The sequence below is a fragment of the Agrobacterium sp. 20P9.1.2 genome, from assembly GCF_057799395.1.
Window position 1 is genome coordinate 570,134 of sequence record NZ_JBYOKI010000001.1, and the last position, 25,745, is coordinate 595,878.

25 protein-coding genes are annotated in these 25,745 nt (G+C 59.1%); 18 read left to right on the forward strand and 7 right to left on the reverse strand.

Translation table 11 applies throughout. The features are described 5' to 3' along the window. The first annotated feature begins 82 nt into the window (after nucleotides 1-82). Genes AC27VJ_RS02730 through AC27VJ_RS02740 form a run of 3 tightly spaced genes read left to right on the forward strand, consistent with a single transcriptional unit; the run spans nucleotide 83 to nucleotide 2,365 of the window. Nucleotides 83-1,204 (forward strand): ATP phosphoribosyltransferase regulatory subunit, encoded by a 1,122-nt coding sequence (locus AC27VJ_RS02730; RefSeq protein WP_488682705.1) that lies wholly within the window; start codon nucleotides 83-85, stop codon nucleotides 1,202-1,204. Further along, entirely contained in the window at nucleotides 1,201-1,896 is a 696-nt protein-coding gene (gene hisG / locus AC27VJ_RS02735) for an ATP phosphoribosyltransferase (protein ID WP_488682706.1), read from the forward strand. Before AC27VJ_RS02730 ends, hisG begins: the two co-directional genes overlap by 4 nt. Nucleotides 1,897-1,951: 55 nt before the next feature. Then, complete coding sequence (locus AC27VJ_RS02740) at nucleotides 1,952-2,365, forward strand: GFA family protein (RefSeq protein WP_488682707.1); 414 nt, start codon at nucleotides 1,952-1,954, stop codon at nucleotides 2,363-2,365. A 46-nt stretch (nucleotides 2,366-2,411) separates the two neighbouring features. On the opposite strand, the gene AC27VJ_RS02745 is transcribed toward AC27VJ_RS02740, so the two are convergent. The 3 genes from AC27VJ_RS02745 to groES form a co-directional block, all read right to left on the reverse strand. Continuing rightward, nucleotides 2,412-2,858: a DoxX family protein gene (locus AC27VJ_RS02745; protein WP_353577001.1), complete on the reverse strand. Its 447-nt coding sequence runs from the start codon at nucleotides 2,856-2,858 to the stop codon at nucleotides 2,412-2,414. A gap of 200 nt (nucleotides 2,859-3,058) precedes the next feature. Next, on the reverse strand, nucleotides 3,059-4,693 hold the full coding sequence (groL, locus tag AC27VJ_RS02750) for a chaperonin GroEL (protein WP_113088729.1): 1,635 nt from the start codon (nucleotides 4,691-4,693) through the stop codon (nucleotides 3,059-3,061). A gap of 63 nt (nucleotides 4,694-4,756) precedes the next feature. Further along, nucleotides 4,757-5,053, reverse strand: coding sequence for a co-chaperone GroES (gene groES / locus AC27VJ_RS02755; protein WP_045229730.1), 297 nt, complete (start codon nucleotides 5,051-5,053; stop codon nucleotides 4,757-4,759). A 169-nt stretch (nucleotides 5,054-5,222) separates the two neighbouring features. Between groES and chrA the strand changes: the two genes are divergently transcribed. Continuing rightward, nucleotides 5,223-6,545 (forward strand): chromate efflux transporter, encoded by a 1,323-nt coding sequence (chrA, locus tag AC27VJ_RS02760; protein WP_488682708.1) that lies wholly within the window; start codon nucleotides 5,223-5,225, stop codon nucleotides 6,543-6,545. A gap of 32 nt (nucleotides 6,546-6,577) precedes the next feature. Here the strand turns inward: chrA and AC27VJ_RS02765 are convergent, their stop codons facing one another. Continuing rightward, entirely contained in the window at nucleotides 6,578-7,687 is a 1,110-nt protein-coding gene (locus AC27VJ_RS02765) for an acyltransferase family protein (protein ID WP_488682709.1), read from the reverse strand. Between the two features lie 211 nt (nucleotides 7,688-7,898). On the opposite strand from AC27VJ_RS02765, the gene AC27VJ_RS02770 reads away from it, so the two are divergent. The 4 genes from AC27VJ_RS02770 (at nucleotide 7,899) to AC27VJ_RS02785 (ending at nucleotide 13,849) form a co-directional block, all read left to right on the forward strand. After that, nucleotides 7,899-8,747 (forward strand): TIGR01459 family HAD-type hydrolase, encoded by an 849-nt coding sequence (locus tag AC27VJ_RS02770; RefSeq protein WP_488682710.1) that lies wholly within the window; start codon nucleotides 7,899-7,901, stop codon nucleotides 8,745-8,747. A gap of 28 nt (nucleotides 8,748-8,775) precedes the next feature. Next, nucleotides 8,776-9,756 (forward strand): bifunctional riboflavin kinase/FAD synthetase, encoded by a 981-nt coding sequence (locus tag AC27VJ_RS02775; RefSeq protein WP_488682711.1) that lies wholly within the window; start codon nucleotides 8,776-8,778, stop codon nucleotides 9,754-9,756. A 397-nt stretch (nucleotides 9,757-10,153) separates the two neighbouring features. Then, entirely contained in the window at nucleotides 10,154-12,994 is a 2,841-nt protein-coding gene (gene ileS / locus AC27VJ_RS02780) for an isoleucine--tRNA ligase (RefSeq protein ID WP_488683171.1), read from the forward strand. A 228-nt stretch (nucleotides 12,995-13,222) separates the two neighbouring features. Further along, nucleotides 13,223-13,849, forward strand: a complete 627-nt coding sequence (locus AC27VJ_RS02785; protein ID WP_488683172.1) for a hypothetical protein — start codon at nucleotides 13,223-13,225, stop codon at nucleotides 13,847-13,849. A 188-nt stretch (nucleotides 13,850-14,037) separates the two neighbouring features. On the opposite strand, the gene AC27VJ_RS02790 is transcribed toward AC27VJ_RS02785, so the two are convergent. Beyond that, nucleotides 14,038-14,502 carry a nucleoside deaminase gene (locus AC27VJ_RS02790; protein ID WP_488682712.1) on the reverse strand — a complete coding sequence of 155 codons (465 nt, stop codon included), beginning with the start codon at nucleotides 14,500-14,502 and terminating at the stop codon, nucleotides 14,038-14,040. A 72-nt stretch (nucleotides 14,503-14,574) separates the two neighbouring features. Between AC27VJ_RS02790 and AC27VJ_RS02795 the strand changes: the two genes are divergently transcribed. The 10 genes from AC27VJ_RS02795 (at nucleotide 14,575) to AC27VJ_RS02840 (ending at nucleotide 24,720) form a co-directional block, all read left to right on the forward strand. Next, nucleotides 14,575-16,542, forward strand: a complete 1,968-nt coding sequence (locus AC27VJ_RS02795; protein WP_488682713.1) for a pseudouridine synthase — start codon at nucleotides 14,575-14,577, stop codon at nucleotides 16,540-16,542. Further along, the gene (rsmD, locus tag AC27VJ_RS02800; protein ID WP_488682714.1) at nucleotides 16,523-17,080 is read left to right on the forward strand and encodes a 16S rRNA (guanine(966)-N(2))-methyltransferase RsmD; all 558 of its coding nucleotides are present in this window, start codon (nucleotides 16,523-16,525) and stop codon (nucleotides 17,078-17,080) included. The genes AC27VJ_RS02795 and rsmD overlap by 20 nt, the downstream gene beginning before the upstream one ends. Before the next feature lie 206 nt (nucleotides 17,081-17,286). Then, nucleotides 17,287-18,117, forward strand: a complete 831-nt coding sequence (locus AC27VJ_RS02805) for a patatin-like phospholipase family protein (protein WP_488683173.1) — start codon at nucleotides 17,287-17,289, stop codon at nucleotides 18,115-18,117. 90 nt (nucleotides 18,118-18,207) lie between these two features. Beyond that, on the forward strand, nucleotides 18,208-19,554 hold the full coding sequence (locus tag AC27VJ_RS02810; RefSeq protein ID WP_488682716.1) for a TldD/PmbA family protein: 1,347 nt from the start codon (nucleotides 18,208-18,210) through the stop codon (nucleotides 19,552-19,554). A 97-nt stretch (nucleotides 19,555-19,651) separates the two neighbouring features. Continuing rightward, nucleotides 19,652-20,455 (forward strand): 3'(2'),5'-bisphosphate nucleotidase CysQ, encoded by an 804-nt coding sequence (locus AC27VJ_RS02815; RefSeq protein WP_488682717.1) that lies wholly within the window; start codon nucleotides 19,652-19,654, stop codon nucleotides 20,453-20,455. Nucleotides 20,456-20,524: 69 nt separating this feature from the next. Beyond that, nucleotides 20,525-20,761, forward strand: a complete 237-nt coding sequence (locus AC27VJ_RS02820; protein WP_113088718.1) for a DUF4170 domain-containing protein — start codon at nucleotides 20,525-20,527, stop codon at nucleotides 20,759-20,761. A gap of 312 nt (nucleotides 20,762-21,073) precedes the next feature. Then, complete coding sequence (waaA, locus tag AC27VJ_RS02825) at nucleotides 21,074-22,390, forward strand: lipid IV(A) 3-deoxy-D-manno-octulosonic acid transferase (protein ID WP_113088717.1); 1,317 nt, start codon at nucleotides 21,074-21,076, stop codon at nucleotides 22,388-22,390. 4 nt (nucleotides 22,391-22,394) lie between these two features. Continuing rightward, a complete protein-coding gene (locus AC27VJ_RS02830; protein WP_488682718.1) occupies nucleotides 22,395-23,135 on the forward strand; it encodes an HAD family hydrolase in 741 nt (246 codons plus the stop codon). A 96-nt stretch (nucleotides 23,136-23,231) separates the two neighbouring features. Then, the gene (gene lpxK / locus AC27VJ_RS02835; RefSeq protein WP_488682719.1) at nucleotides 23,232-24,263 is read left to right on the forward strand and encodes a tetraacyldisaccharide 4'-kinase; all 1,032 of its coding nucleotides are present in this window, start codon (nucleotides 23,232-23,234) and stop codon (nucleotides 24,261-24,263) included. Between the two features lie 112 nt (nucleotides 24,264-24,375). Continuing rightward, nucleotides 24,376-24,720 carry a hypothetical protein gene (locus tag AC27VJ_RS02840; RefSeq protein ID WP_488682720.1) on the forward strand — a complete coding sequence of 115 codons (345 nt, stop codon included), beginning with the start codon at nucleotides 24,376-24,378 and terminating at the stop codon, nucleotides 24,718-24,720. A gap of 96 nt (nucleotides 24,721-24,816) precedes the next feature. On the opposite strand, the gene AC27VJ_RS02845 is transcribed toward AC27VJ_RS02840, so the two are convergent. Together AC27VJ_RS02845 and AC27VJ_RS02850 are read right to left on the reverse strand one after the other, a co-directional pair. After that, nucleotides 24,817-25,314, reverse strand: coding sequence for a YciE/YciF ferroxidase family protein (locus tag AC27VJ_RS02845; protein WP_488682721.1), 498 nt, complete (start codon nucleotides 25,312-25,314; stop codon nucleotides 24,817-24,819). A gap of 133 nt (nucleotides 25,315-25,447) precedes the next feature. Further along, the gene (locus tag AC27VJ_RS02850) at nucleotides 25,448-25,684 is read right to left on the reverse strand and encodes a DUF2093 domain-containing protein (RefSeq protein ID WP_488682722.1); all 237 of its coding nucleotides are present in this window, start codon (nucleotides 25,682-25,684) and stop codon (nucleotides 25,448-25,450) included. Nucleotides 25,685-25,745: the final 61 nt, after the last annotated feature.

Consider the following 25,745-nt stretch of genomic DNA (forward strand, 5'->3'; position numbering starts at 1 on the left):
GTCTTGCCGATCTCCCTCCTTGTGGGGGAGATGCCCGGCAGGGCAGAGGGGGGTATCCCGCACTCCACGCAGGAGATCGTCCATGCCTCTGATCGATATGCCAGATTTTTCCGCAGAGCTTCTGGATGAATTCGCCGCCCGAAAGACGGCGCGGGTCAACACGCCTGTCATCCAGCCCGCCGAACCGTTTCTGGATATGGCCGGGGAAGACCTGCGCCGCCGGATTTTCATGACGGAGAGTGAGACGGGGGCAAGCCTTTGCCTGCGCCCGGAATTCACCATTCCCGTCTGCCTGCGCCACATCGAAACCGCAACCGGTACGCCAAAGCGCTATTCCTACCTGGGCGAGGTTTTCCGTCAGCGTCGGGACGGATCGAGCGAGTTTTATCAGGCAGGCATCGAAGACTTGGGCGATACGGATATCGCCAGCGCCGATGCCCGCGCCATCAGCGATGCGACCGCCATTTTGAAGCGGCTGCTGCCGGGCCGCAGGCTGACGGTCACGCTGGGCGATCAGCAGGTGTTCGAGGCCGTGGTTGCCGCACTCGGCCTGCCGCAAGGCTGGCAGAAGCGGCTGGTGCAGGCCTTTGGCGATACCGTACAGCTGGATGCATTGCTGCAAAGCCTCGTCAGCCCCAAGCCGATGACCGGGCTCGATGCGCGCGTTGCGGGCCTGCTCGCCACCGGCGAGGAAAAGGTGCTGGTTGATTATATCGACAGCGTCATGCAGGACACGGGTTACTCCACCAATGCCAGCCGCGCGCCGCAGGAAATTGCCCGGCGCCTGCGCGAAAAGCTGGCGCTGGCCGCCACACGCCTGCCGGATGAGAGCTTTGAACTGCTGAAACAGTTCCTGTCCCTGCAAGCGCCGTTGTCGCACGCGTCTCAGACGCTTTCCGATTTTGCCGATAAAGCGAAGCTGAAACTGGATGGCGCCTTGTCTGCTTTTGACGCACGCGTGGCAGCGCTCGCCAATAGCGGTCTTGACCTCGATGCCATCACCTATGGTGCAGCCTTCGGGCGTCCGCTGGATTATTACACCGGCCTCGTTTTCGAAGTCGGCGTGGAAGGCGAAAGTGCCGTTCTGGCTGGCGGCGGTCGGTTTGACCGGCTGATGACGCTGCTCGGCGCAAAGGACAAAATACCGGCGGTCGGTTTCTCGCTCTGGCTGGATCGCATCGAAGCCATGAGGGCCACGGCATGACCATCACCATCGCTTTGCCCTCTAAGGGCCGCATGAAGGAAGACGCCTCCGCCATTCTGGAGAGCGCGGGCCTCAAGGTTCTCGCCATCGGCAATGACCGCTCCTATCGCGGCCGTGTCGAGGGGCGCGACGATATCGAGATCGCCTATCTCTCGGCCTCCGAAATCGCCCGCGAAATCGGCAACGGCACCGTGGATTTCGGCGTGACCGGTGAAGACCTAGTGCGGGAAGATTTGAGCGATGTCGAAAACCGCGTGGAGTTCTGCGCGCGGCTGGGCTTCGGCCATGCGGATGTCGTTGTCGCCGTGCCGGAAATCTGGCTCGATGTGGACAGCATGGCCGATCTCGGCGATGTTGCCTCCGAATTCCGTGCCCGCCATGGCCGCCGCCTTGCCATCGCCACCAAATATTGGCGGCTGACGCAGCAGTTCTTCTCCCGCCAGCATGGCATTCAACTTTACCGTATCGTCGAAAGCCTCGGCGCGACCGAAGGCGCACCGGCGGCAGGGCAGGCGGATATTATCGTGGACATAACCTCCACCGGCTCGACGCTGACCGCGAACCATCTCAAGGTTCTGACCGATGGCATCATCCTGCGGTCCGAAGCCTGCTTCGTGCGCGCCCGCAAGCCGGAACATGCGGGTGATGCGGTGGTCAGCGATATCATTGCGCGGGTTCAATCCGCGCTGTAATTCTTGGCTTATCGAACGGCTGCTTTATGATGGGCTCCAAGAGAAGGAGCTCATCATGCAGATTACCGGCCAGTGCCAGTGCGGCCACATCCAGTTCGAGGCTGAGGCCGATCCCGGGCGCGTCGGCATTTGCCATTGCACGGATTGCCAGCGCCTGACCGGCTCACCCTTTCGCGTGACGCTGACGGTGAAGCGTTCTGCTCTTAAAATCGGAGAGAATAGGCCGAAGGTCTATCGCAAGACGGGCGATAATGGCCTCCCGCGCAACCAGCATTTCTGCCCGGCGTGCGGCTCGCCACTGTTTACCAGCGGTGAAGGCGAGGATGCGAAGGAGTGGGGAATTCGCTGGGGAAGCATCGATCAGCGCGACGCGCTGGTTCCGAAGGCTCAGATATGGACCAGATCGGCAGTGAACTGGTTATCCAATATCGATGATCTTCCCGGTTACGAGAAAGATTACGTGAAATAAAAAAGCCGCCGGATTGCTCCGGCGGCCTTTCTTTTGATCACTTCAATCAGGCGCGCGCAGCAACCAGACCGCGGCGGGCATCAAGCGAGTATGCACCGGCACCGAAGGTTGCGAGCAGGATGTAAGCGCCAGCCAGCGTGATGTTTTTCATCAGCATGATGCCGTTCAGCGTGTTGATCCAGCCCAGAGCCGCATCTGGCCAGCCAGGAACAGCAACGGTGCCACTGTGGAAGACGAGGCCGGTGAACACGCAGAATGCAGCGAGCGCCCAGGCAGCGACCTTCGTCTGGAAACCAACGAGAATGGCAAGGCCGGTGAGCAATTCGAAAGCGCCAGCGAGATAGGCAAGAGCGGTCGCGGCAGGAAGGCCAGCGCCGGAAATCATGCCAGCGGTGCCAGCAGGGTCGGTCAGCTTACCGAAGCCTGAATAGATGAAGATGAAAGAAAGAAGAATACGCGCGACGAGCACGAGTGTGTTCTGGCTGCTGGACATGGAAGTCTCCAAGATGTTGCCCGGATGGCGTTAATTGATAATTGACATATGCGCCAATTCCGCATCGCAAGAAAGATGAACGATTGGAGACAATTTGTTCACTATTCGGAGACAGTGAGCTTTTTTATCAGCTATACATGCCACAACAAAAAAGGCGGCCCGCAAGGACCGCCTTTTCGTATTTCCGAAGGTCAGACTTCTTAGAAGTCCATACCGCCCATGCCGCCGCCTGGCATAGGAGGCATTGCAGATTCCTTCTTAGGAAGTTCTGCAATCATGGCTTCTGTCGTGATCAGCAGCGAAGCAACCGAAGCTGCGTTCTGCAGGGCTGTGCGAACAACCTTGACCGGGTCAACGATACCCATGGCAATCATGTCGCCATATTCAGAGGTCTGGGCGTTGTAGCCGTAGTTCTCTTCGTTCTTGTCGAGGATCTTGCCAACAACGATGGAGGCTTCGTCACCAGCGTTTTCAGCGATCTGGCGAACCAGCGACTGAAGAGCGCGGCGAACGATGTTGATGCCGGCTTCCTGGTCGTCGTTTGCACCCTTGACGGTGATCTTCGTGGAAGAACGCAGAAGAGCAGTACCGCCGCCTGGGACGATGCCTTCCTGAACAGCAGCGCGTGTCGCGTTCAGAGCGTCGTCGATGCGGTCCTTGCGTTCCTTGACTTCGATTTCCGTGGAGCCGCCAACGCGGATAACGGCAACGCCGCCAGCCAGCTTGGCAAGACGTTCCTGCAGCTTTTCGCGGTCATAATCGGAAGATGTTTCTTCGATCTGAGCCTTGATCTGTGCAACGCGGCCTTCGATGTCGGTCTTCTGGCCGGAGCCGTCAACGATCGTCGTGTTTTCCTTGGAGATCGAAACCTTCTTCGCCTTGCCGAGCATGTCGAGCGTGACGTTTTCGAGCTTGATGCCGATGTCTTCGGAGATAACCGTACCGCCGGTCAGGATCGCGATGTCTTCGAGCATGGCCTTGCGGCGATCGCCGAAGCCAGGAGCCTTGACAGCAGCAATCTTCAGGCCGCCACGCAGCTTGTTGACGACGAGCGTTGCAAGAGCTTCGCCTTCGACGTCTTCAGCGATGATGACGAGTGGCTTGCCAGTCTGAACGACAGCTTCGAGAACAGGCAGCATGGCCTGAAGGTTCGAAAGCTTCTTCTCGTGGAGAAGAATGTAGGCGTCTTCCAGGTCAGCAACCATCTTTTCAGGGTTGGTGACGAAGTAAGGCGACAGGTAACCGCGGTCGAACTGCATGCCTTCAACGACTTCGAGTTCGGTTTCAGCAGTCTTGGCTTCTTCGACTGTGATAACGCCTTCGTTGCCAACCTTCTGCATGGCTTCAGCAATGTCGAGACCGACCTGCTTGTCGCCGTTTGCAGAGATCGTGCCAACCTGTGCAACTTCTTCCGATGTGGAGATCTTCTTGGCCTTGGCCTGAAGGTCCTTCACGACTTCGGAAACAGCGAGGTCGATACCGCGCTTGAGATCCATTGGGTTCATGCCGGCTGCAACAGCCTTGTTGCCTTCGCGAACGATGGCCTGTGCAAGAACGGTCGCAGTCGTGGTGCCGTCACCGGCAATGTCGTTGGTCTTCGAAGCAACTTCGCGGACCATCTGTGCGCCCATGTTTTCGAACTTGTCTTCGAGTTCGATTTCCTTGGCGACAGAAACGCCGTCCTTGGTGATGCGTGGTGCGCCGAAGGACTTGTCGATGATGACGTTACGGCCCTTAGGACCAAGCGTTACCTTCACTGCGTCTGCGAGAACGTCGACGCCACGAAGCATCTTTTCGCGCGCTGTGCGGCCGAATTTAATTTCTTTAGCTGCCATGGTAGAAAACTCCCGGGCTCATTGCCCATTGGTTGTCATGTAAGGATGAGAAAACCGGCTAAATCAGCCGATAACGCCCATGATGTCGGATTCCTTCATGATCAGAAGGTCTTCGCCGTCGAGCTTGACTTCGGTGCCGGACCACTTGCCGAACAGCACGCGGTCGCCAGCCTTGACGTCCAGAGGAACGAGCTTGCCGCTATCGTCGCGAGCGCCGGTGCCAACAGCGACGATTTCGCCTTCCTGTGGCTTTTCCTTGGCGGTATCAGGAATGATGATGCCGCCCTTGGTCTTTGCTTCAGACTCAACGCGACGAACAACGACGCGGTCATGCAGCGGACGGAAAGTAGTGCTTGTCATTGTCTAATCCCTCGATCAAATGACCTGTACGGACCCATCAAAGGTCCGCGTGATAAGTGTTAGCACTCCTCATTGGAGAGTGCTAGCGAGGCAGAGATAGGGCTGTGCCTGTGGTGAGTCAAGAACGCCCTGTCGGAAATATTTCATGTAAAATGGTTATCAGCGGTTCATGACAGATATTATAAACCCGCCACCCGCAGCCAAACCGACCCTCGCCGAGCTCACATCCGTCTTCGCCCGCATAGGCTGTCTCAGCTTCGGCGGTCCCGCCGGACAGATCGGCATGATGCACCGCATTCTCGTGGATGAGAAACGCTGGGTGTCTGAAGCGCGCTTCATGCATGCGCTGAATTACTGCATGCTGCTGCCGGGGCCGGAGGCGCAGCAACTGGCTACCTATATCGGCTGGCTCATGCATGGCGTGCGGGGCGGCATCATTGCCGGGACGCTGTTCATCCTGCCGGGCTTCTTCGCCATCGTCGCCCTTGCCTCGGCCTATTGCCTCTATCAGGATACGCATTGGCTGCCCGGCCTTTTGTTTGGCCTGAAGGCCTGCGTGCTGGCCATCGTCGTCGAAGCCCTGATCCGGGTGGCGAAACGGGCGCTGGTCAGCCGTTTTCTGGCAGGCATCGCAGCCGCAGCCTTCATTGCGCTTTTCGTTTTCGGCCTGCCGTTTCCGCTTGTCATCTTCGCGGCTGGCCTGATCGGCTTTCTACGTGCGCGACATGCCGCCGTTGAATTAAGCGAGACGGATACGGAGACGACACCGGTCACGCTTTTCTCTCGGGTGAAAGGGCTCGTGTTGGGGCTGGTGATATGGCAAATCCCGCTGGCGCTGATCTTTCTCTTCTCCGCGCCGGAAACGCTGGCGACCCTGCAAAGCTTTTTCTCGCGCATGGCGGTGGTTACTTTTGGTGGGGCCTATGCCGTGCTGGCCTATGTCGCGCAGGTGGCGGTGGAGACCCACGGCTGGCTTTCCCCCGGCGAAATGCTGGATGGTCTGGCGCTGGCGGAAGCCACGCCGGGGCCTCTGGTGCTGGTGCTTCCTTATATCGGCTTTCTTGCCGGGTTTCGCCATGCGGAATGGCTGGACCCGATGGTCGCAGGCGTTATGGGCGCGACGGTCACAGCGTGGGCGACATTCGTGCCGAGCTTCATCTTCATTTTTCTTGGCGCACCCTATGTCGAAAAACTGCGCAACAACCGCGCTCTGTCGTCTGCGCTTTCGGCCATCACGGCGGCGGTCGTCGGCGTCATTCTCAACCTATCCATCTGGTTCGGACTTCATGTGCTGTTTGGCGAGGTCAAGCGCATAGCTGTTCCGCTAAGCTTCAGCCCCGGCATATCCTGGCCGGTCTGGAATACGCTCGATCCCTTCGCGACCGGACTGCTGGTCCTGTCCCTGATGATGCTGATGCGCTGGAAAGTCGGCATGGTTCCGGTGCTGGCGCTTGGCATCGCAGGCGGTGTTCTTCGCCTCTGGCTGATGTGATGTGCCGCCGCATGAGGTGGCGGCACATCTGATTACTTGCCTTCGACAGCAGGCCGCATCGTTGCCGCGGGGGGTGTGCGGTGCGTCTTCGACCGATAGAATGGCCGCTCCACATATTTATGCGCGAGGTAGGAGAAGGGAATGGCCGTGGCGAAGGTCAGCGCCGCCAGCATGGCGAAATAGGTACCCTGGCTGAAACCCTGATCGTTCAGCACATACATCCAGCCATAAAGCGGTATCATGTGCAGCAGATAGAGCGAGTAGGAGACGGTGCCGAGGAACATCATGGCGGGATGCTCCAGAAACATCGCCACGAAACCCTTCTTGCGGCCCTTGTCGCGTACCATGATGGCGCTGGTGAAGACGAAAATCCATGCGCCGATGGCCAGATCGAAATAACCGACAATGGCGGCCAGCGGTAAAACGACCGGCGGCGACATGAAGGGCTGGTCGTCCCAACGCATCTTCCAGAGGTAATAGCTGGCGATGCCAGCGGCGAAATAGATGGCGTAGTTGGCGAGGATTGCCCCATTCGGCCAATGGCGGAAATACCAGACGCCGATGACGGAGGCCGCAAGGAAGCCGACGCGCACCAGATTGCTGGAATGGTGAAGGCACCAGAAAGCCAGCGGTGCAATCAGGTAGAACTGGAACTCGGTGGAAATATTCCAGGCCTGACCCAGAAACGCATAGGCACCCAGCGGCAGCCAGCTATCGGGAATGATGCCATGCAGCATGGTCATATGGGCAAGCGTGTTCATTTCCCAGTTCTCGAAGCTGCGGTTGAGAATGGCGATCCGGCCCGCATTGCGCACGCTCTGGAAATCGGCTGTATGCAGTGCCTGATAGGCGATCCAGGCAAAGGCAATCGACAGGAAAAACGCGAAAATATAGACGGGATAAATGCGTTTGATGCGGCGGGTTATGTAAGTCGAATAGTCTTCCGACAGCGAGGACATCATGACGAAAATCACGAAACCGCTCATGATGCAGAAGATTTGCACGCGGATTTTTTCATTGATCAGGGGTTTCAGCGCACCCATGCTGTCAGGATCAATGCCGGCTGCGGGCAGCAGGTGAACCAGAACAACCCATGCGGCCAGAAGACCGCGAAGACCCTCGAGCTGGTCAATTCTCTTCATCGATGGCTCCTCGGTAGAGTAAGCCAGCCCCGCCCTATAAAAACACGTCAGGCGTGCGATCACAACATGTTGCAGTGCAAAAAGGCGAACTCGGCTCTCTGCGCTTTGGTTGGCGAGACTCGTTTTTGCTTGTAATCGGCGTGCTGGTTTGCCATGTCACGCCCATGCATTTTTGAAAAATCTGGCAGTTTTGAAAGTCTGGAAGCATCTCATGGCCCACCGCATTTCCACCCTTGGCGAAATCACAGATCGGTTCGACGTTGTTCTTTCCGATGTCTGGGGTGTGCTGCACAACGGCGTTGCTGCGTTTCCCCACGCGGCCATAGCGCTGGAGGCGGCACGCAAGGCGGGCAAGACGGTGGTGCTCATCACCAACTCCCCACGCCCGGCCCCCGGCGTCATCACGCAGCTGCGCGCGCTGGGCATTCCCGATACGGCCTATGACCGCATCATCACCTCGGGCGATGTGACGCGTACCTTGATTTCGCAGGGTCCGAAAAAAGTCTTTCTGCTGGGGCCTGAGCGCGACATGCCGCTGCTGGAAGGTCTCGACATTGAAGTGGTGCCGGAAACGGAAGCAACCGCTGTGGTCTGCACCGGCTTTTTCGATGATGAAACCGAAACCCCGGAAGATTACACGGATATGCTCAAGGGCTTCGTTGCCCGCGGCGTGCCGATGATCTGCGCAAACCCCGATCTGGTGGTGGAACGTGGCGAGCGCATCATTCCCTGCGCCGGCGCCATGGCGGCCTATTTCGAGCAGCTGGGCGGCGAAGTCCGCATCGCGGGTAAGCCGCATGCGCCGATCTACGAGGCCTGCCTTGCTGCCGCCAAGGAAGTGCGCGGCGCGTTCACCAAGGATCGCGTTTTGGCCATCGGCGATGGCATGCCCACGGATGTCAAAGGCGCCATCGATGCGGGCCTGACGCTTCTCTATATCAGCGGCGGCATTCACGCGGCAGAATATACGTTGAATGGCGAGACGGACGAGGCCCTGCTGAACGCCTATCTCAAGGGCCAGAACGCGGCACCCGGCTGGTGGATGCCTCGTTTGGCTTGAAGCACTGGCTTGAAAACAGAGTTTGCCCATGACCGTTTTTCACCGCAATGAAAAGAAGGAGCCGCTGCCCGACAATTTGAAGGGCGGCGTCATCGCCATTGGCAATTTCGATGGTGTGCATCGCGGCCATCGCGCGGTGCTGGACCATGCGCTGGAGCTCGCCTCATCCCGCAACGTTCCGGCACTGGTGCTGACATTCGAGCCGCATCCGCGCACCGTGTTTCGCCCTGAAACGCCAGTCTTCCGGCTCACGCCAGCATCCGTAAAAGCCCGCGTGCTGGAAGCGGAAGGGTTCAACTCCGTCATCGAATACCCGTTCGACCGCGATTTTTCGCAGCGGTCTGCGGAAGATTTCGTCAAATCCATTCTGGTCGATTGGCTGGGTGCCAGCGCCGTCGTCACCGGCGTGGATTTCCACTTCGGCAAGGGACGCGAAGGCGGTCCGGCCTATCTCATGGCGGCAGGCAAACGGCATGGCTTCGATGTCATGCTGATCGATTCCTTCCGCGATGAAGGTGCGGAAATCGTATCCTCCAGCCGTATCCGTGAACTGCTGTCGCAGGGCGATGTCGCCGGTGCCGCTGGCCTGCTGGGTTATCGTTACACGGTCGAGGCGGAAGTCATCGGCGGGCAGAAGCTCGGCCGCACGCTGGGTTACCCCACCGCCAACATGGCGCTCCCGCCGGAAACGGAACTGAAACCCGGCATCTACGCCGTGCGTTTCCGCCGGCCCGATGGCACGCTTTATGATGGCGTTGCCAGCTTCGGCTATCGCCCCACCGTTACCGACAATGGCGCGGCTCTTCTCGAAACATTCGTCTTCGATTTCTCCGGCGATCTCTATGGCAAAATCTGCGCGGTGTCCTTCTTCGGTCACCTGCGAGACGAGTTGAAATTCGACGGGCTGGAGCCGCTGGTGGCGCAGATCAAGCGCGACGAGGAGGAGGCGAGGGCACTGCTGTCAGGCGTAACGCCGCTCAGCGAACTGGACGCTAAAATCGCATTTTGATGGTTGGTGTCGGATTTGGCGACAGACATGCGCATTCAAACCGACAAACCTCTTCCTTTTTGCGGGAAAAACGCATAAACAACCGCCATGTACCAATTTCGGTTGACGTTCATTTCCCGAATTATTGGCCCGGCCTTTCGCGCGCAGTAAGCAGCCGAAAGGTCCGGGATTTCGGCGCTTGCCGCAAGCGCCTCTCCGCTTTGCCCCTCTTGCACTCAAGACGGCGCAACCCTGAAATTCTTTGTCAATTTCGGGCACGCCGCATAACGGTATGATCATGAACGACACCGCACAGACAATCGATTATTCCACCACGCTGTACCTGCCGCAGACGGATTTCCCCATGCGCGCCGGTCTGCCCCAGAAGGAGCCGGAAACGGTTGCCCGCTGGCAGCAGATGGGTCTTTACAAGAAGCTGCGCGCCTCCGCCGCCGGTCGCGAAAAATTCGTGCTGCATGATGGCCCTCCCTATGCCAACGGCAACATCCACATCGGCCACGCGCTGAACAAGATCCTCAAAGACGTCATCACCCGCTCGTTCCAGATGCGCGGCTTTGACGCCAATTACGTCCCCGGCTGGGATTGCCACGGCCTTCCCATCGAATGGAAGATCGAGGAAGCCTACCGCGCCAAGGGCAAGAACAAGGACGAGGTCCCGATCAACGAATTCCGTCAGGAATGCCGTGAGTTCGCGGCTGGCTGGATCGAAAAGCAATCCGCCGAATTCAAGCGTCTCGGCATCGAGGGCGATTTCGAACAGCCCTACACGACCATGAACTTCCACTCGGAAGCCCGCATCGCTGGCGAGCTGTTGAAGATCGCCAAGAGCGGCCAGCTTTATCGCGGCTCGAAGCCAGTCATGTGGTCGGTCGTCGAACGCACGGCTTTGGCTGAGGCCGAGGTCGAGTATGCGGATGTCGAGAGCGATATGATCTGGGTGAAGTTCCCGGTCAACGTAAAGTCGTCACTGGTTAAGCGCGATGAGAGCGGTAACCTTGGTCGAGGAAGAAACGAGGCAGAAGCTCAACTACTCAACGCGTCCGTCGTCATCTGGACCACGACGCCTTGGACCATCCCCGGCAACCGCGCCATCTCGTTCTCTTCGCGCTTCCCTTACGGCTTGTTCGAAGTCGAATCCGCTGAGAACGACTTTGGTCCACAGCCCGGTGAAAAGCTGATCTTCGCTACCAAGCTGGCCGACGAAGCCGCGAAGAAGGCAAAGCTGACATTCAAGCTGGTTCGTCCTGTCACGGCGGAAGAACTCGGCGCCATCACCTGCGACCACCCATTGGCTGACCTCGGCTACGATTTCGTCGTCCCGCTTCTCGACGGCGATCACGTCACCGATGATGCCGGTACCGGCTTCGTCCACACGGCTCCCGGCCATGGTCGTGAGGACTTTGACGCATGGATGTCTCAGGCGCGAGATCTGGAAGCGCGCGGCATCTCGTCCAAAATTCCCTTCACGGTTGGCGATGACGGCTTCTACACCGAAGACGCACCCGGTTTCGGTCCATCCGCTGAAGGCGGCGCTGCCCGCGTTATGGACGACAACGGCAAGAAAGGTGACGCCAACGATCGCGTCATCAAGGCGCTGATCGCGGCCAACAATCTGTTTGCCCGTGGCCGTCTGAAGCACAGCTATCCGCATAGCTGGCGCTCCAAGAAGCCGGTCATCTTCCGCAACACGCCGCAGTGGTTCGTCTATATGGACAAGGAACTGGGCGATGGCACCACGCTGCGCTCGCGCTCCCTGTCGGCCATCGATGACACCCGTTTCGTGCCTGCCGCTGGCCAGAACCGTCTGCGCGCCATGATCGAGAACCGTCCGGATTGGGTGCTCTCGCGCCAGCGCGCCTGGGGTGTGCCTATCGCTGTGTTTGCAGACGAAAAGGGCGAAATACTGCTGGACGACGCCGTCAATGCCCGCATTCTGGAGGCCTTCGAGGCCGAAGGCGCGGATGCATGGTTTGCAGATGGTGCCAAGGAACGCTTCCTCGGTAACGACCACGATCATACCAAGTGGCATCAGGTACGCGATATCCTCGACGTCTGGTTCGACTCGGGCTGCACGCACACCTTTACGCTGGAAGACCGCCCTGACCTGAAATGGCCAGCCGATGTCTATCTGGAAGGTTCCGACCAGCATCGTGGCTGGTTCCACTCGTCGCTGCTGGAAAGCTGCGCGACGCGTGGCCGTGCGCCTTACAACGCCGTAGTCACCCATGGTTTCACCATGGACGAGCAGGGCCGCAAGCAGTCAAAGTCGCTTGGCAATGTGGTGGCTCCGCAGGACGTGATGAAGGAATCCGGTGCGGATATCCTGCGTCTGTGGGTCATGACCACGGATTACTGGGAAGACCAGCGTCTGGGCAAGGCCATCATCCAGACCAACATCGATGCCTATCGCAAGCTGCGCAACACCATCCGCTGGATGCTGGGCACGCTGGCGCACGACAAGGGCGAAGAGATCGCCTATGCCGATCTGCCGGAACTGGAACAGCTGATGCTGCACCGTCTGTCGGAGCTTGATCAGGTCGTGCGCGACGGCTACGACGCCTTCGACTTCAAGAAGATCACCCGCGCGCTGATCGATTTCGCCAATGTCGAGCTGTCGGCCTTCTATTTCGATATCCGCAAGGATGCGCTCTATTGCGACGCCCCGTCGTCGCTGAAGCGTCGTGCCTCGCTGTCGGTCATCGCAAAGCTGTTCGATTGCCTTGTCACATGGCTCGCACCCATGTTGCCGTTTACGACGGAAGAGGCATGGCTGTTGCGCTACGCCGATGCGGAATCGGTACATCTCGTTCAGTTCCCGGACGTTCCCGCGGAATGGAAGAACGAGGCGCTGGAAGCCAAGTGGGATAAAATCCGCAAGGTCCGCACGGTTGTCACAGGCGCGCTGGAAGTGGAACGTCGTGAAAAGCGCATCGGTTCTTCGCTGGAAGCAGCTCCCGTCGTGCACATTGCGGATGCCGAGCTGATGGCCGCACTCGAAGGTCAGGATTTCGCGGAAATCTGCATCACCTCGGCCATCTCGGTTGTGGCTGGCGAAGGCCCGGCAGATGGCTTCCGCTTGAGCGAAGTGCAGAAGGTATCGGTCGAGCAGAAGCTTGCCGAAGGCCGCAAATGCGCCCGCTCCTGGCGCATCACCACCGATGTCGGCTCCGATCCTGCGTTTCCGGACGTATCGGCCCGCGATGCCGTCGCGCTGCGTGAACTTGGCGTCAGTGCTTAAGAAAATGGCCGGATGAATTGCACTTTAGCCGTTCATCCGGTAAACCTGCCTGAAATTGGCCGGATTTTAGCATCAATGCGGGGCTACCGGTCGTCGGGACGGCTACAGCATCGGCCCGGAAATCGACGTCGATTTTCGGAATGCGCGATGACTAGATTAATATAAAGAGCGCCCTGTGGGTGTCCGCTGAGGACGCACGGCGCTTGGGGCGGAAGGGTTTCAATGAGCATGACGCAGAGTTTTCGCATGTACGGCACCATTTTTGGCGCAGTATCTGTTTGCCTTGCACTAGGCGCGTGCACCAGCCCGACCTATGGCACGGGAAAGACATCGGCTGAACAGCTGGTGGATGACCTTGGCAATGCCACCTCCATCACCGGCGATCAGAGCAAGCGCAACCTGAAATACAATCCGCGTCCCGGCCTCGTCGTTCCCGCTCAGGCCCGCGCCGAGCAGCTGGCACAGCCGCAGCAGAGCCTTGCCAACCGCGAGACCAACCCGCAATGGCCGGAAACGCCTGAAGAAGCGCGTGAGCGTCTGCGCAAGGAAGCGGACGAAAACCGCGACAATCCGCATTACCGTTCGCCACTTCTGGCCGGTAACGGCACCAACGGCCAGATGACCGAAAGCCAGAAATGGGAAGCCTTCCGCAAGGCCAAGGCAGATTCGCAGGGCGGCACCATCGTCAACAGCAACCAGCGCAAATTCCTGACCGACCCACCGGTCGAATACCGCAACCTGCCGCAGGATCAGCTTGCTGATCTAGGCGAGCCGGAAGCGAAGAAGGAAAAAGAGCGCAAGAAGAATGCGGCCATGGCCGGTACTGGCAAAAGCTGGTGGAACCCGTTCCAGTAAGGGTTGATTGGGCGGCAGCGGCGGTATTTATTACCCAGCGCGAAAAGCTTTATAAAAGCCCACGCCCCAACCTCCGTCATCCTCGGGCTTGACCCGAGGATCTAACGAACCCCTACGTCAAACGTGGTCAGATCCTCGGGTCAAGCCCGAGGATGACGTTGAGTGTGAGGTGAGCGTGGCAACCCACCTTACACTGCACCATCATTCCGCTTGCTCTGAAAAAATTCCCGTAAAATCTCCGCACTCTCCACTTCCGCCATCCCCGAATAGACCTCCGGCGCATGATGGCATGTCGGCTGGTTGAAGAAGCGCACACCGCTTTCCACCGCTCCACCCTTCACGTCATTGGCGCCATAATAGAGGCGGCGGATGCGGGCGAAGGATATGGCGGCAGCGCACATGGTGCAGGGTTCCAGCGTCACGTAAAGGTCCGCGCAGGGCAGTCTTTCCTGCCCCAGTTCCTCGCAGGCCATGCGGATAACGGCGATTTCGGCGTGGGCGGTCACGTCGTTCAATTCGCGGGTTCGGTTGCCGGAACGGGCAATCACACGGCCATCCAGCACCAGCACCGCGCCGATGGGCACTTCGTTCCGTTGGCCTGCGGCCTGCGCTTCGGCAAGCGCCAGCTCCATGAAATGCGTCGTTTCCGCCATAGTTCTTGCAATTTCCTCTTAACCAGTGCCGCGCGACCTGATAGGACACGGCAAACAACAGGCAAACAACAAATGACATTCAAAGACAAGCCGAAGCGCGCTGGCGGCAAAACATTCGACCGTGACAGGAAGCCGAAGCCTTCGGCAAAGCCTGATGCGGCGCGCGAAAACAAGCCAGTGACGGCCAAGGCCGAGACTGTCGTGACCGAGACGGCACCCACCAAGCCCGAACGTATTTCCAAGATCATGGCGCGCGCAGGCGTGGCCTCGCGCCGCGATGTCGAGCGCATGATCATGGAAGGTCGCGTGTCGCTGAACGGCGTCAAGCTGGACAGCCCGGTGGTCAATGCCACCCTCGATGACAAGATCGAGGTCGATGGCGCGCCGATCCGTGGTGCGGAACGCACACGTCTGTGGCTCTATCACAAGCCTGCCGGTCTGGTGACGACCAATTCCGACCCGGAAGGACGTCCGACCGTTTTCGACAATTTGCCGAAGGAACTTCCCCGCGTCCTGTCCATCGGACGTCTGGATATCAACACCGAAGGTCTGCTGCTGCTGACCAATGATGGCGGCCTGTCTCGTGTTCTCGAACTGCCGACCACCGGCTGGCTGCGCCGTTACCGGGTGCGCGCCCATGGTGAGGTCGATCAGGCTGCATTGGACAAGCTGAAGGACGGCATTGCCGTCGATGGCGTTCTCTACGGTGCCATCGATGCGACGCTGGACCGGACCCAGGGCCACAATGTGTGGATCACCATGGGTCTTCGCGAAGGCAAGAACCGCGAAATCAAGAATGTGCTGGGTGCACTCGGCTTGGAGGTTAACCGCCTCATCCGTATTTCCTATGGTCCGTTCCAGCTGGGTGACCTGCCGGAAAGCCAGGTGGTGGAAGTGCGTGGCCGCATGCTGCGCGACCAGCTTGGCCCGCGCCTGATCGAAGCCGCAGGCGCCAATTTCGATGCGCCGATCTATGATGCGGTCGTTGACGAGGATGAAGCTCCGGTTCAGCGTCCCGTCAAGTCCGAATGGACCAAGCGCGGCGATGCCGAGCAGAACCCGCGCGGCGGCAATTTCGCGGAAAAGCGCGACAATCCGCGCGACCGCGCGCAGGGCAAGCCGGATGCGAAGCGTCCCGGCAAGCCTTTCGCCAAGGGTCGCGATGAAGAGCGCGACGACGACCGTCCCAAGCGCCCGCCCATGGGCAGCAACCGCACAGCCAATGTGTGGATGGCCCCGGGTGCAAGGCCGACGCGCGATGGCAAGGAGCGCAAGTCCGTGCGCGCCGAAGCCGAAAGCGTCTTCAAGAAACCATCCGCAGAAGCCGATGCCCGTCGCGCAATCGTCAGACATAGAGACGTCGATGGCGAATGGATCCGCGCAGACAAGCCCGCGCAGGACGACAGCCGTGGTCGCGGCAGAGGCGAACGCGGTGGCGAGCGCGGCGAGAAATCGTTTGGAGACCGCAAGCCGCGTGACGCAGGCGACCGTGGTGATCGCCCCCGTGGCGACCGGCCATTCAGCGCACGCCCGGATCGCGGCGACCGCCCGGCCCGGACCGGCGAACGCAGCGAACGCCCTTACGGCGACCGCAAGCCACGCGATGGCGCTGAACGCAATGACCGTCCTCGCGGCGAACGCTCCTTTGGTGATCGTCCCGCCCGTTCGGAACGCCCTTTCGGCGACCGTCCGGCCCGCAGCGAGCGTCCGTTCAGCGACCGCAAGCCGCGCGAAGAGGGTGACCGTCCACGCGGTGAGCGCCCGTTCGGTGATAAGCCACGCGGAGCAAAACCCTTCGGCGACAAGCCGCGTGAAGGTCGCCCGTCCGGTGGCAAACCGGGTGGTTTCGGCGGCAAGCCAGCATTCGGCAAACCGCGCGGCGAGCGCTCCGAAGGCGGGTTTTCCGGCAAGGGGCCTGCCGGTGGCGGTAAAAGCGGAGATCGCAAGGGACCAGGTAACGGCCCCGGCGGCGGTAAAGGCCCAGGTGGCAAACCTTCTGGAGGCAGGGGAATGACGCGTAATGCGGATCGTAGGCGGTGAGTTTCGCGGCAGGTCTCTTGCCGCTCCGAAATCGAATACAATCAGGCCCACCATCGACCGTACGCGGGAAAGCCTCTTCAACATATTGAGCCACGCCTATCCGGAAAGTCTGGATGGCACGCGCATTCTCGATGTCTTTGCGGGCACGGGTGCGGTCGGGCTCGAGGCTCTGTCGCGCGGTTGCCGCGTCGCGCTGTTCGTTGAGAACGGCGTCGAGGGCAGGGGGCTTCTCTGGGAAAACATCGATGCTCTCGGTCTTCATGGCCGCGCGCGCATTCTGCGTCGTGATGCCACAAAGCTCGGCAGCGTCAACAATATCGAGCCTTTCGATGTTCTGTTTGCCGACCCACCCTATGGCTATGGCCATGGTGAAAAAGCCATGCTGGCAGCCCATCAGGGTGGCTGGCTGGTGCCGGGCGCACTTGCCATTCTGGAAGAACGTGCCGATGTTCTGGTGACGGTCGATCCCGTGTTCAAGCTTCTGGAAAGCCGCACCTTCGGCGATTCCATGATGCATTTTTACCGTTACGAGCCTTAAGCGCCGTTTTGGTCACGATGACGCGCGACCTTGTGCGCGCGTCACTCTCCTGTCGTCTTTGTGTCATAGAGCGGGACAGCACATGACATGAAGGAGAGTCCGCTCTCGTGGCTGACAAGAAAAAGAAACTCTCTGGCAAAAAGCGCAAACGCAAAGACGCGGCGAGAGACAATCCTGTAGCGCAAGTCCGTGATCCGACATTCGCTCTGGCGCTGGGTGGCGGTGGTGCGCGCGGCATTTGTCACATCAACATCGTTGAAGCGCTGGACGAACTGGGCATTCGCCCAACTGCCATTGCGGGCTCCTCCATCGGCTCCATCATCGGCGCTGGCATGGCCGCAGGCATGAGCGGTCGCGACATCCGTGAATATACGCTGGAACTCATGGGCAAGAAGGGCAGTGTCGCCAACAAGCTCTGGAGCCTTGGGCCTGCCTCCATGCGCCACGCGGTCTTCGGCTTTCGTTTCGGCCAGTTCAATCTTGAACTCGTTCTCGATGCGCTTTTGCCATCCGCTTTGCCCAAGACCTTCGAAGGGCTGAAAATTCCGCTGAAGGTCACGGCGACGGATTATTACGCGCAATCGGAAGTCATCGTTGAATATGGTGATCTCAGGCAGGCGCTTGCCGCGTCGTCGGCCATTCCCGCCCTGTTCATGCCTATCCGCATGAATGACCGTATCATGATCGATGGCGGCATTTTCAATCCCGTTCCTTACGATCATCTGCTGGACAAGGCGGATATCGTGATTGCGGTGGATGTGGTCGGCGGGCCGGAAGGCGATGGCACGACGATGCCCAGCCGCTTCGAAAGCCTGTTCGGTGCCAGCCAGTTGATGATGCAATCGGTCATCTCGCTGAAACTGCGCATGCACCCGCCGCATATTTTCATGCGCCCTCCAGTCAACCGCTTCAAGGTGCTGGATTTCCGCAAGGCGCATGAAATCCTGGCCGAATCTCAGGTCACGAAGGACGATCTCAAACGGCAGATCGAGATGCAGGTGGAGCTTTATCACCGCGGTCACGGTGTGGACGCGTAAGCATTTCGCTCAATTACCGGTGAAATGCGGCTTTGGCCTTGATGCGGCAGATGCGCCGCAATAAATGAAGGTCAACGAAAGGCTTAGCCCATGTCCTCAGATATCGATTCCTCCAAGCTTCTCGAGCGCGCCAGTGAACTGGTCGATCTGGCCCGCCGCGCAGGTGCGGATGAGGCTGACGCCGTCATCGTGCGGTCGCGCTCGCAATCCGTCGGCGTGCGGCTCGGCAAGGTGGAAAGTACGGAATCCTCCGAAAGCGATGATTTCTCGCTGCGCGTGTTTGTCGGCAAGCGCGTCGCCAGCGTTTCGGCCAATCCCGGTTTCGACCTGAAGACACTGGCCGAACGCGCCGTCGCCATGGCCAAGGTTTCGCCGGAAGACCCCTATGCCTGCCTTGCGGACAGCAACCGGCTGGCAAATTCTTACGACGACCTGCAACTCTTCGACCCGACCGAAGTCTCCGCCGATGAGTTGCGTGAGGCAGCGCTGGCGGCAGAAGAAGCGGCATTGGCCGTTCCGGGTGTCAGCAATTCCTCTGGTGCCGGGGCCTCCAGCGGCATGGGCGGCCTTGTGCTGGTCACCTCGCATGGCTTTGCTGGCAGTTACATGGGCAGCCGCTTCGGTCGTTCCGTCAGCGTCATCGCCGGTGAAGGCACCAAGATGGAGCGTGATTACGACTACGACAGCCGTCTCTATTTCGCCGATCTCGACAATCCTGAAGACATTGGCCGCCGTGCGGGTGAAAAAGCGGTCAAACGCGTCAATCCCCGTCAGGTCGATACTGGCAGCAACGTGACGGTCGTGTTCGATCCGCGCATCGCCCGTGGCTTCGTCGGCAGCATTGCCGGTGCCATCAATGGCGCATCGGTTGCGCGCAAGACCAGCTTCCTGCGCGATAAGATGGGCCAACAGGTGCTGAAGAAAGGGCTGTCGATCACCGACGATCCCCAGATCGTGCGCGGCCCATCCTCCCGCCCCTTCGATGGCGAAGGTGTGCGCGGTGAAAAGCTTGTGATGATCGAAGATGGCGTGCTGAAGCACTGGTTCCTCTCTACATCGACGGCCCGCGAAATCGGTTTGGAAACCAATGGACGTGGTGTACGCGGCGGAACGTCGGTCTCTCCGGCCTCCACCAATCTGGCACTGGAGCCGGGCGATATCTCTCCCCAGGATTTGATTGCGCAGGTCGGCACCGGCTTTTACGTCACCGAACTGATCGGCCATGGTGCCAATCTGCTGACGGGTGAATATAGCTGCGGCGCAAGCGGGTTCTGGATCGAGAATGGCGAAAAAGCCTTCCCGGTATCGGAGGTAACGATTGCCTCCAACCTCAAGGACATGTTCATGCGGGTCACGCCTGCAAATGACATTGACCGCAAATATGGCGTGGCCGCACCGACGCTCGCCATCGAAGGCATGACCATAGCGGGACGCTGATACCGCCATTCGGCGGTTGCTTTGGCGCGCGTGCCATGCGCATGGTCAGGCTCTGGAAACAGGCCCCCATCAGGGCCGTGCAACGAACGACGATGAAATGACCGATATGACAGGGGCAGACTGGCGCCCCGATCTCGACCTCATTGTGGATGCCGCCCGCCAAGCCGGGCGCGTCGCGCTGGAATTTTTCCGCAAGGACCCGGAGGTATGGTGGAAGCAAGGCCATTCGCCGGTAAGCGCAGCGGACTATGCCGCCAATGAGGTTCTGGCGACGGTCCTGCGGGGTGCACGCCCCGACTATGGCTGGCTTTCGGAAGAAACCGATGATGACGAAGATCGTCTGACGCGAGACACCGTCTTCGTGGTAGACCCAATCGATGGCACGCGTGCCTTCATTGCCGGCAAGGATACATGGTGCGTGAGCGTTGCGGTCGTCCATCGAGGCAGACCGGTTGCTGCGGTGCTGGTTGCACCTGCCTTTGACGAAGAATTTACCGCACTTCCCACCGGCCCCGCTTTGAAGAATGGCCAGCCCTTGGCTGTCTCGTCTGCCGGTCGCGAGCAAATCCAGCTTGCCGCACCGGAAGACGTGATTGCGCGGCTTCCGCGAGATTTGAAATCGCGCGTCCACCGCATTGCGCATGTGCCGTCGCTCGCCTACCGCCTTGCCATGGTATCAGATGGGCGAATCGATGGGACTCTGGTCAAGGCCAGTTCCCATGACTGGGATCTGGCCGCTGCCGATCTCATTTTAGAGCGGGCAGGCGGGCAACTGGTCAGCCTTGATGGAAAGCCGCTGATCTACAATCGCAGCGCGGTCAGTCACCCGGAATTGTGCGCCGCAGCAAATCATATCCTTCCAGCGCTGCTGGAGCCGCTGAACTTGTCGGCGAGAGGTTGATTTTCGCGGTGAAATCCCGCAGATGAGGGCTTCTCGGGGCAATTGGAATATTAGAAAGAAGAGAAGAAAATGACTGTAGCAGGCGAACAGAAACAGCTTCTGCACCTCGTATTCGGCGGCGAGCTTGAAAATCTTCAGGACGTACAGTTTCGCGATCTGAAGGCGCTCGATATCGTTGGCATCTTCCCGGACTATGCAACTGCGCTCACGGCGTGGAAGTCAAAGGCCCAGCAGACTGTGGATAACGCTCACATGCGTTATTTTATAGTGCATATGCACCGTCTGCTCGATCCGCAAAGCAAATAATCGCTGCTTTCCTACTTCCTTTGTACTATACCGGACAGAGCAAAAGGTTGTGCGAGTCCCGTAAGGGCACGCACAACATCTGGTTACCGCTTACATTTTTCGTGAGCCGATTTTTGTTCTGAAACAAAAAAGACGCATTTTTATATGAAATAGGCTTCCACACATCGACTGAAAAACGCTGACGCGGTTTTCGAAGATCCGATGGCTAAACAAAAAGATAGAGCTGCGCGGACACCTCCGTTTGTGCGACGCAACGCTCTGGCAGGGATCACAGGGGAAAGCATTGCGCGAAATGATCGAAGGCAGCATGTCATGAACAGCCGAATCGCACGTTTCGCCCTTTCGGGTTACAGAATTGCAGGCGTTGCCGCTTACCCTTTTGCCCGCCCCTATCTCATGTATCGTTCCGCCAAGGGCAAGGAAGACAAGCGCCGCCGTATGGAGCGCTTCGGCTATCCCAGTGCTGAGCGTCCGCGTGGCCCGCTCGTCTGGTTTCACGCCGCAAGCGTCGGTGAAACGCTCGCTCTCGTTCCGCTCATCCGCGAAATCCGCAAACGCGACATTCACGTTCTTTTGACCACGGGCACGGTCACCTCGGCAGAGCTTAGCCGCACGCGTCTGGGTGATGACGTCATTCACCAATATGTCCCGCTCGACATCAAGATTTCCGTCAACCGTTTCCTGACCTATTGGGCGCCGGATGCGGCGATTACTGCCGAGTCCGAAATCTGGCCGGTGACGATGATGGAGCTGGAGCGCCGTCATATTCCGCAAATCCGCGTCAATGCGCGTCTGTCGGATCGCTCCTTCGGGCGCTGGCACAGCCGTTCGGATTTTGCCGAGGCGCTGTTCAGCAAGCTCGCTCTGGTGGTTGCACAATCGGATTTGGATGCGGAGCGCTTCCGCGATCTCGGTTCATGGCCGGTCGTCGTTTCCGGCAATCTCAAGGGCGATACCGATCCACCGCCTTGCGATGCCGCACTGCTGGAAACCTATCGCCGTCAGATCGGCAATCGCAAGACATGGGCCGCCATCTCCACCTTTGATGGTGAGGAGAAGGCTGCCGGGACCGTGCATTCGGCAATCAAGTCCCGCAACGGCCAACTCACCATCATCGTGCCACGTCACCCGGAGCGGGCAGACGAAATCGAGACCATGCTGAAAGGCATGAATCTCAATGTGGCGCGCAGAAGCCGCAACGATGCCATCACGCCTCAGACGGATATTTTCCTCGGCGACAGCATCGGTGAGATGGGGCTTTATCTGCGCCTGACGGAACTGGCCTTTGTCGGTCGTTCGCTGATGGCGGAAGGCGGGCAGAACCCGCTGGAACCGGCCATGCTGGGTTGCGCAGTCCTGTCCGGCGCGCATGTGCAAAACTTCCGCGAAGCCTATCAGAAGCTGCTGCGCTCCGGCGGTGGGCGCATCATTCGCGATGTGGAGATGCTGGCCAAGGCCGTGCATTACCTGCTCGTCAACGACAATGAGCGCTACAAGATGATCGATGCGGGCGGCCGGGTCATTCAGGATATGCGCGGTGCACTGTCTTCCACCGTCAAGGCGCTGGAACCCTATATCAACCCGCTGACGGTGACCGCGAAACTCCAGCCACGCAGCGCGGTTGGCTGATCCCATGGACGCGACAAACACGGCACGCTCAGTGGCTAGCATCGCCGCCATCCTCTTCGACAAAGACGGAACGCTCATCGGTTACGATGCCAGCTGGGGTCCGGTCAATCGTGAGCTTGCAGCCATTGCTGCGCAGGGCGATGCAGCGCTTGCCGACCAATTGCTTCTGGCCTGCGGCATGGACCCGGTCACGGGTCATGTCACAGCGGACAGTCTTCTGGCCGCTGGGAATACCGCACAGATTGCACAAGGTCTGGTCGCTGCCGGTTCTCCCTGTGATGTCTTGGAGCTCACTCAACGCCTCGACCGGCTGTTTACCGATGCGGCTGGAAAATCCGTCGCGGTGACGGATCTGAAAGCCTTCTTCGCGCGGCTGAAGGGCCGGGGCTACAAGCTCGGTATTGCATCCAGCGATAACGAAGCCTCCATTCGCGAACTGGCCAAACGGTTCGGCTTTGAGGCAGATCTTGATTTCGTCGCCGGTTACGATAGCGGCCATGGCACCAAGCCACAGCCTGGCATGGTTCTGGGTTTCTGTCAGGCTATCGGCCTGCCGCCGGAATGTGTTGCTGTGGTGGGTGACAACAATCACGATCTGCATATGGGCCGCAACGCAGGTGCTGGCCTGCGGGTGGCGGTCTTGACCGGCACGGGCTCGAAAGAGAGCCTGTCGGCGGATTGCGACTATTGTTTTGAGGATATAACGAGCCTCGAAAACCTGTTGCCGGAACGCGCGGCATCTTAAGCATCGAGCTTGCAAACCACCTCCTTTGCAAAATCCTTACCTTTCTGGCAGATAGCTGCTGCTACCAATTCGGGTAAAGCGGGAGTTTGGGGACGGATGGTTTCGGAAGCACCGCCATTCTGGTGGGAAAAATCCGGTTGGCAGGCTTGGGCGCTGGCGCCTTTTTCCTTCGTTTACGGCAAGGTCGCCGGGCGGACGATGAAGAAGGCAAAGCGCGCATCCGTGCCTGTTCCCGTTATCTGCATCGGCAATTTTACCGTGGGTGGTGCGGGCAAGACCCCGACCGCCATTGCTATTGCCCGCGCCGCAATCGACAAAGGCCTGAAGCCCGGCTTTCTCAGCCGTGGTTATGGCGGCACGCTGGATGTAACCACGCTGGTCGATGCCAACCATCACCGTTCAGTCGATGTCGGAGATGAGCCGCTGTTGCTGGCGCGTGAGGCGATGACGGTCATCTCTCGCAGACGTGTCGAGGGTGCAAAGCGTCTGGTGGTGGAAGGTGTCGATCTCATCATCATGGATGACGGGTTTCAGAGCGCGCGGCTGACGCTGGATTATGCCCTCGTCGTCATCGATACGCAGCGTGGCATCGGCAATGGTCATCTCGTTCCCGGAGGTCCCGTCCGGGCACCGCTGGATGAGCAGATGCGCCAGCTGTCGGCCATCCTCAAGGTGGGAAGCGGCAATGCCGCAGATGCCATTGTCCGCACCACGGCGCGGGCCGGAAAGCCCGTTTTCGTCTCGTCCATTCAGCCGCGTCCGCAGCCGGGCTTTGAAGGCAAGCGCGTTCTGGCCTATGCGGGCATCGCAGATCCCAACAAGTTCTACCGCACGGTGGAGGAACTGGGAGGGCAGATCGTCTCCAAACGCTCCTTTCCCGACCACCACCATTTCAGTGACGAAGAAATCGGCGATCTGCTGGATGAGGCCAATAGGCTCGATCTCTTGCCGGTAATGACCGCCAAGGATGCCGTGCGCCTGAACGGGCATCACGGGCTGACGTCGGAATTGCTCTCGAGCAGCCTTGTGATCGAGATCGACATGGCCTTCGATGATCCCAATGCGGCAGGCACGATCATCGATGTTGCCACAGAGAATTGCCGCCGCCGAAAGCTGCAGCATTCCTAGCATTCTCTGCAACGTTGAATCTCACCGGTGTGAAGGAACAATCTGACGTTGGGGGGCTTTTCCTGAGAAGACGGGCATTCACTGTGCCCGCAAGAGGTTTCAGGAGGAATTCATGCCGCAGGGTAACGAAAAAAAGGTCTTCACCCCACGCGAAAGTCGTCAGGGTTTCCGTGGAAGCCCGGTTCTCGTCATTCTCGTCATCAGCCTGCTGCTGGCAGGTGCTGTCTGGATCGTCGCTGAGACGTGGGGCGAAAGCACAGCACCGGCCACCACCGAAACCCAGCCGGCCCCCGGCCCATCGACACCAAATGCACCGGCTGATCCGGGTGCGAAGGGTGCGGGCTCTTTCGATAACAACACACCGTCAGGCACGACCCCTGCAACCGGCGGCACGGACAGCAATCCTAATCCGGGTCAGGCAACTCAGCCCGCGCAACCTGCACAACCCGCACCATAAAAACCGCATAGGAAAAAACCGGGCATTGCCCGGTTTTTTATGTCTTCAATAAATAGAACCGGGCAAATCGCCCGGCTCCTGTCGTATCGTAGATTTTTATGCAGCCTTCTGAGCGGCGGCATTGACCGATGAGCTGGCCAATTCGGTCAGCGATTCATCCGTTGTGGACTCTTCGGTCAGCGTGGCGTCCAGCAATGGCACGACCTTGGTGTGGCCAAGCTTTTCAGCCCATGCCTTCAGCGTGCCGTAACGGGTAATTTCGTAATGTTCGACAGCCTGTGCGGAAGAAATGAGGCCAGCATCCAGTGCCGCAGTGCCCTTGTAATCTTCCATGATCTCTTCGCCCTCAGCGATGATGCCCTGGATCGCTTCGCAGGTCTTGCCCTGTGCGCGCTTGCCAATAAGTTCGAAAACCTCCTGGAGGCGTTCGATCTGCCCCTGGGTTTCTTCCTTGTGCTTCTCAAACGCCGCCTTCAGCTTCGGGTCAGTCGCCGCGCGTGCCATTTTCGGCAGAGCTTTCAGCACCTGACGTTCCGCGTAATAAATGTCTTTCAGCGTGTCGTAGAAAAGATCGTCGAGTGTCTTCTCGGCCATAGTCAGCTCCTATTGAAAATTGTGCGTGTGCATTGCAACGCTGGTCTAACCAGCGCCATCAGCGAATGTTCCTGATGGGTTGTGCACAACGTCAATTTACTTTAGCAGGCCGTGAAATTCTGGCCGCTGGAGATCAGCCGGCGCGTTTTTGATTAGGCAGGGCGCCAGCGCGTTTTTCAGCTTCCAGCGAGGCCTCGGCATCCGCATAGGGCTCCTGTCGCGCAACGCTCCAGTAGCGCAGCTCGTCCAGCGGAATGAACTTGCCGGTCATGGCGCAGACGACATGCGAGCCGGTCTGGACGATACGCATATCGCCGTCGAGATATTCGACCTTTGCTTCGCGATTGCCGCCGCCTTCAAATCTGTTCATTCTTCTAGTCTCCTGACGCTCTGTCTTTTTAACCGTGCCGTGGCGGGAATGCCAGCCTGAG

Bases quoted from the DNA above. Each gene is read 5' to 3' on its own strand.
- waaA (WP_113088717.1), top strand. From the start codon at position 21,074: ATGAACAGCCGAATCGCACGTTTCGCCCTTTCGGGTTACAGAATTGCA.
- AC27VJ_RS02740 (WP_488682707.1), top strand. From the start codon at position 1,952: ATGCAGATTACCGGCCAGTGCCAGTGCGGCCACATCCAGTTCGAGGCT.
- ileS (WP_488683171.1), top strand. From the start codon at position 10,154: ATGGGTCTTTACAAGAAGCTGCGCGCCTCCGCCGCCGGTCGCGAAAAA.
- AC27VJ_RS02765 (WP_488682709.1), bottom strand. From the start codon at position 7,687: ATGAAGAGAATTGACCAGCTCGAGGGTCTTCGCGGTCTTCTGGCCGCA.
- hisG (WP_488682706.1), top strand. From the start codon at position 1,201: ATGACCATCACCATCGCTTTGCCCTCTAAGGGCCGCATGAAGGAAGAC.
- AC27VJ_RS02840 (WP_488682720.1), top strand. From the start codon at position 24,376: ATGCCGCAGGGTAACGAAAAAAAGGTCTTCACCCCACGCGAAAGTCGT.
- AC27VJ_RS02845 (WP_488682721.1), bottom strand. From the start codon at position 25,314: ATGGCCGAGAAGACACTCGACGATCTTTTCTACGACACGCTGAAAGAC.
- AC27VJ_RS02790 (WP_488682712.1), bottom strand. From the start codon at position 14,502: ATGGCGGAAACGACGCATTTCATGGAGCTGGCGCTTGCCGAAGCGCAG.
- groL (WP_113088729.1), bottom strand. From the start codon at position 4,693: ATGGCAGCTAAAGAAATTAAATTCGGCCGCACAGCGCGCGAAAAGATG.
- AC27VJ_RS02830 (WP_488682718.1), top strand. From the start codon at position 22,395: ATGGACGCGACAAACACGGCACGCTCAGTGGCTAGCATCGCCGCCATC.
- AC27VJ_RS02730 (WP_488682705.1), top strand. From the start codon at position 83: ATGCCTCTGATCGATATGCCAGATTTTTCCGCAGAGCTTCTGGATGAA.
- chrA (WP_488682708.1), top strand. From the start codon at position 5,223: ATGACAGATATTATAAACCCGCCACCCGCAGCCAAACCGACCCTCGCC.
- AC27VJ_RS02785 (WP_488683172.1), top strand. From the start codon at position 13,223: ATGACGCAGAGTTTTCGCATGTACGGCACCATTTTTGGCGCAGTATCT.
- AC27VJ_RS02795 (WP_488682713.1), top strand. From the start codon at position 14,575: ATGACATTCAAAGACAAGCCGAAGCGCGCTGGCGGCAAAACATTCGAC.
- rsmD (WP_488682714.1), top strand. From the start codon at position 16,523: ATGCGGATCGTAGGCGGTGAGTTTCGCGGCAGGTCTCTTGCCGCTCCG.
- AC27VJ_RS02850 (WP_488682722.1), bottom strand. From the start codon at position 25,684: ATGAACAGATTTGAAGGCGGCGGCAATCGCGAAGCAAAGGTCGAATAT.
- AC27VJ_RS02745 (WP_353577001.1), bottom strand. From the start codon at position 2,858: ATGTCCAGCAGCCAGAACACACTCGTGCTCGTCGCGCGTATTCTTCTT.
- groES (WP_045229730.1), bottom strand. From the start codon at position 5,053: ATGACAAGCACTACTTTCCGTCCGCTGCATGACCGCGTCGTTGTTCGT.
- AC27VJ_RS02810 (WP_488682716.1), top strand. From the start codon at position 18,208: ATGTCCTCAGATATCGATTCCTCCAAGCTTCTCGAGCGCGCCAGTGAA.
- AC27VJ_RS02775 (WP_488682711.1), top strand. From the start codon at position 8,776: ATGACCGTTTTTCACCGCAATGAAAAGAAGGAGCCGCTGCCCGACAAT.
- AC27VJ_RS02815 (WP_488682717.1), top strand. From the start codon at position 19,652: ATGACCGATATGACAGGGGCAGACTGGCGCCCCGATCTCGACCTCATT.
- lpxK (WP_488682719.1), top strand. From the start codon at position 23,232: ATGGTTTCGGAAGCACCGCCATTCTGGTGGGAAAAATCCGGTTGGCAG.
- AC27VJ_RS02820 (WP_113088718.1), top strand. From the start codon at position 20,525: ATGACTGTAGCAGGCGAACAGAAACAGCTTCTGCACCTCGTATTCGGC.
- AC27VJ_RS02770 (WP_488682710.1), top strand. From the start codon at position 7,899: ATGGCCCACCGCATTTCCACCCTTGGCGAAATCACAGATCGGTTCGAC.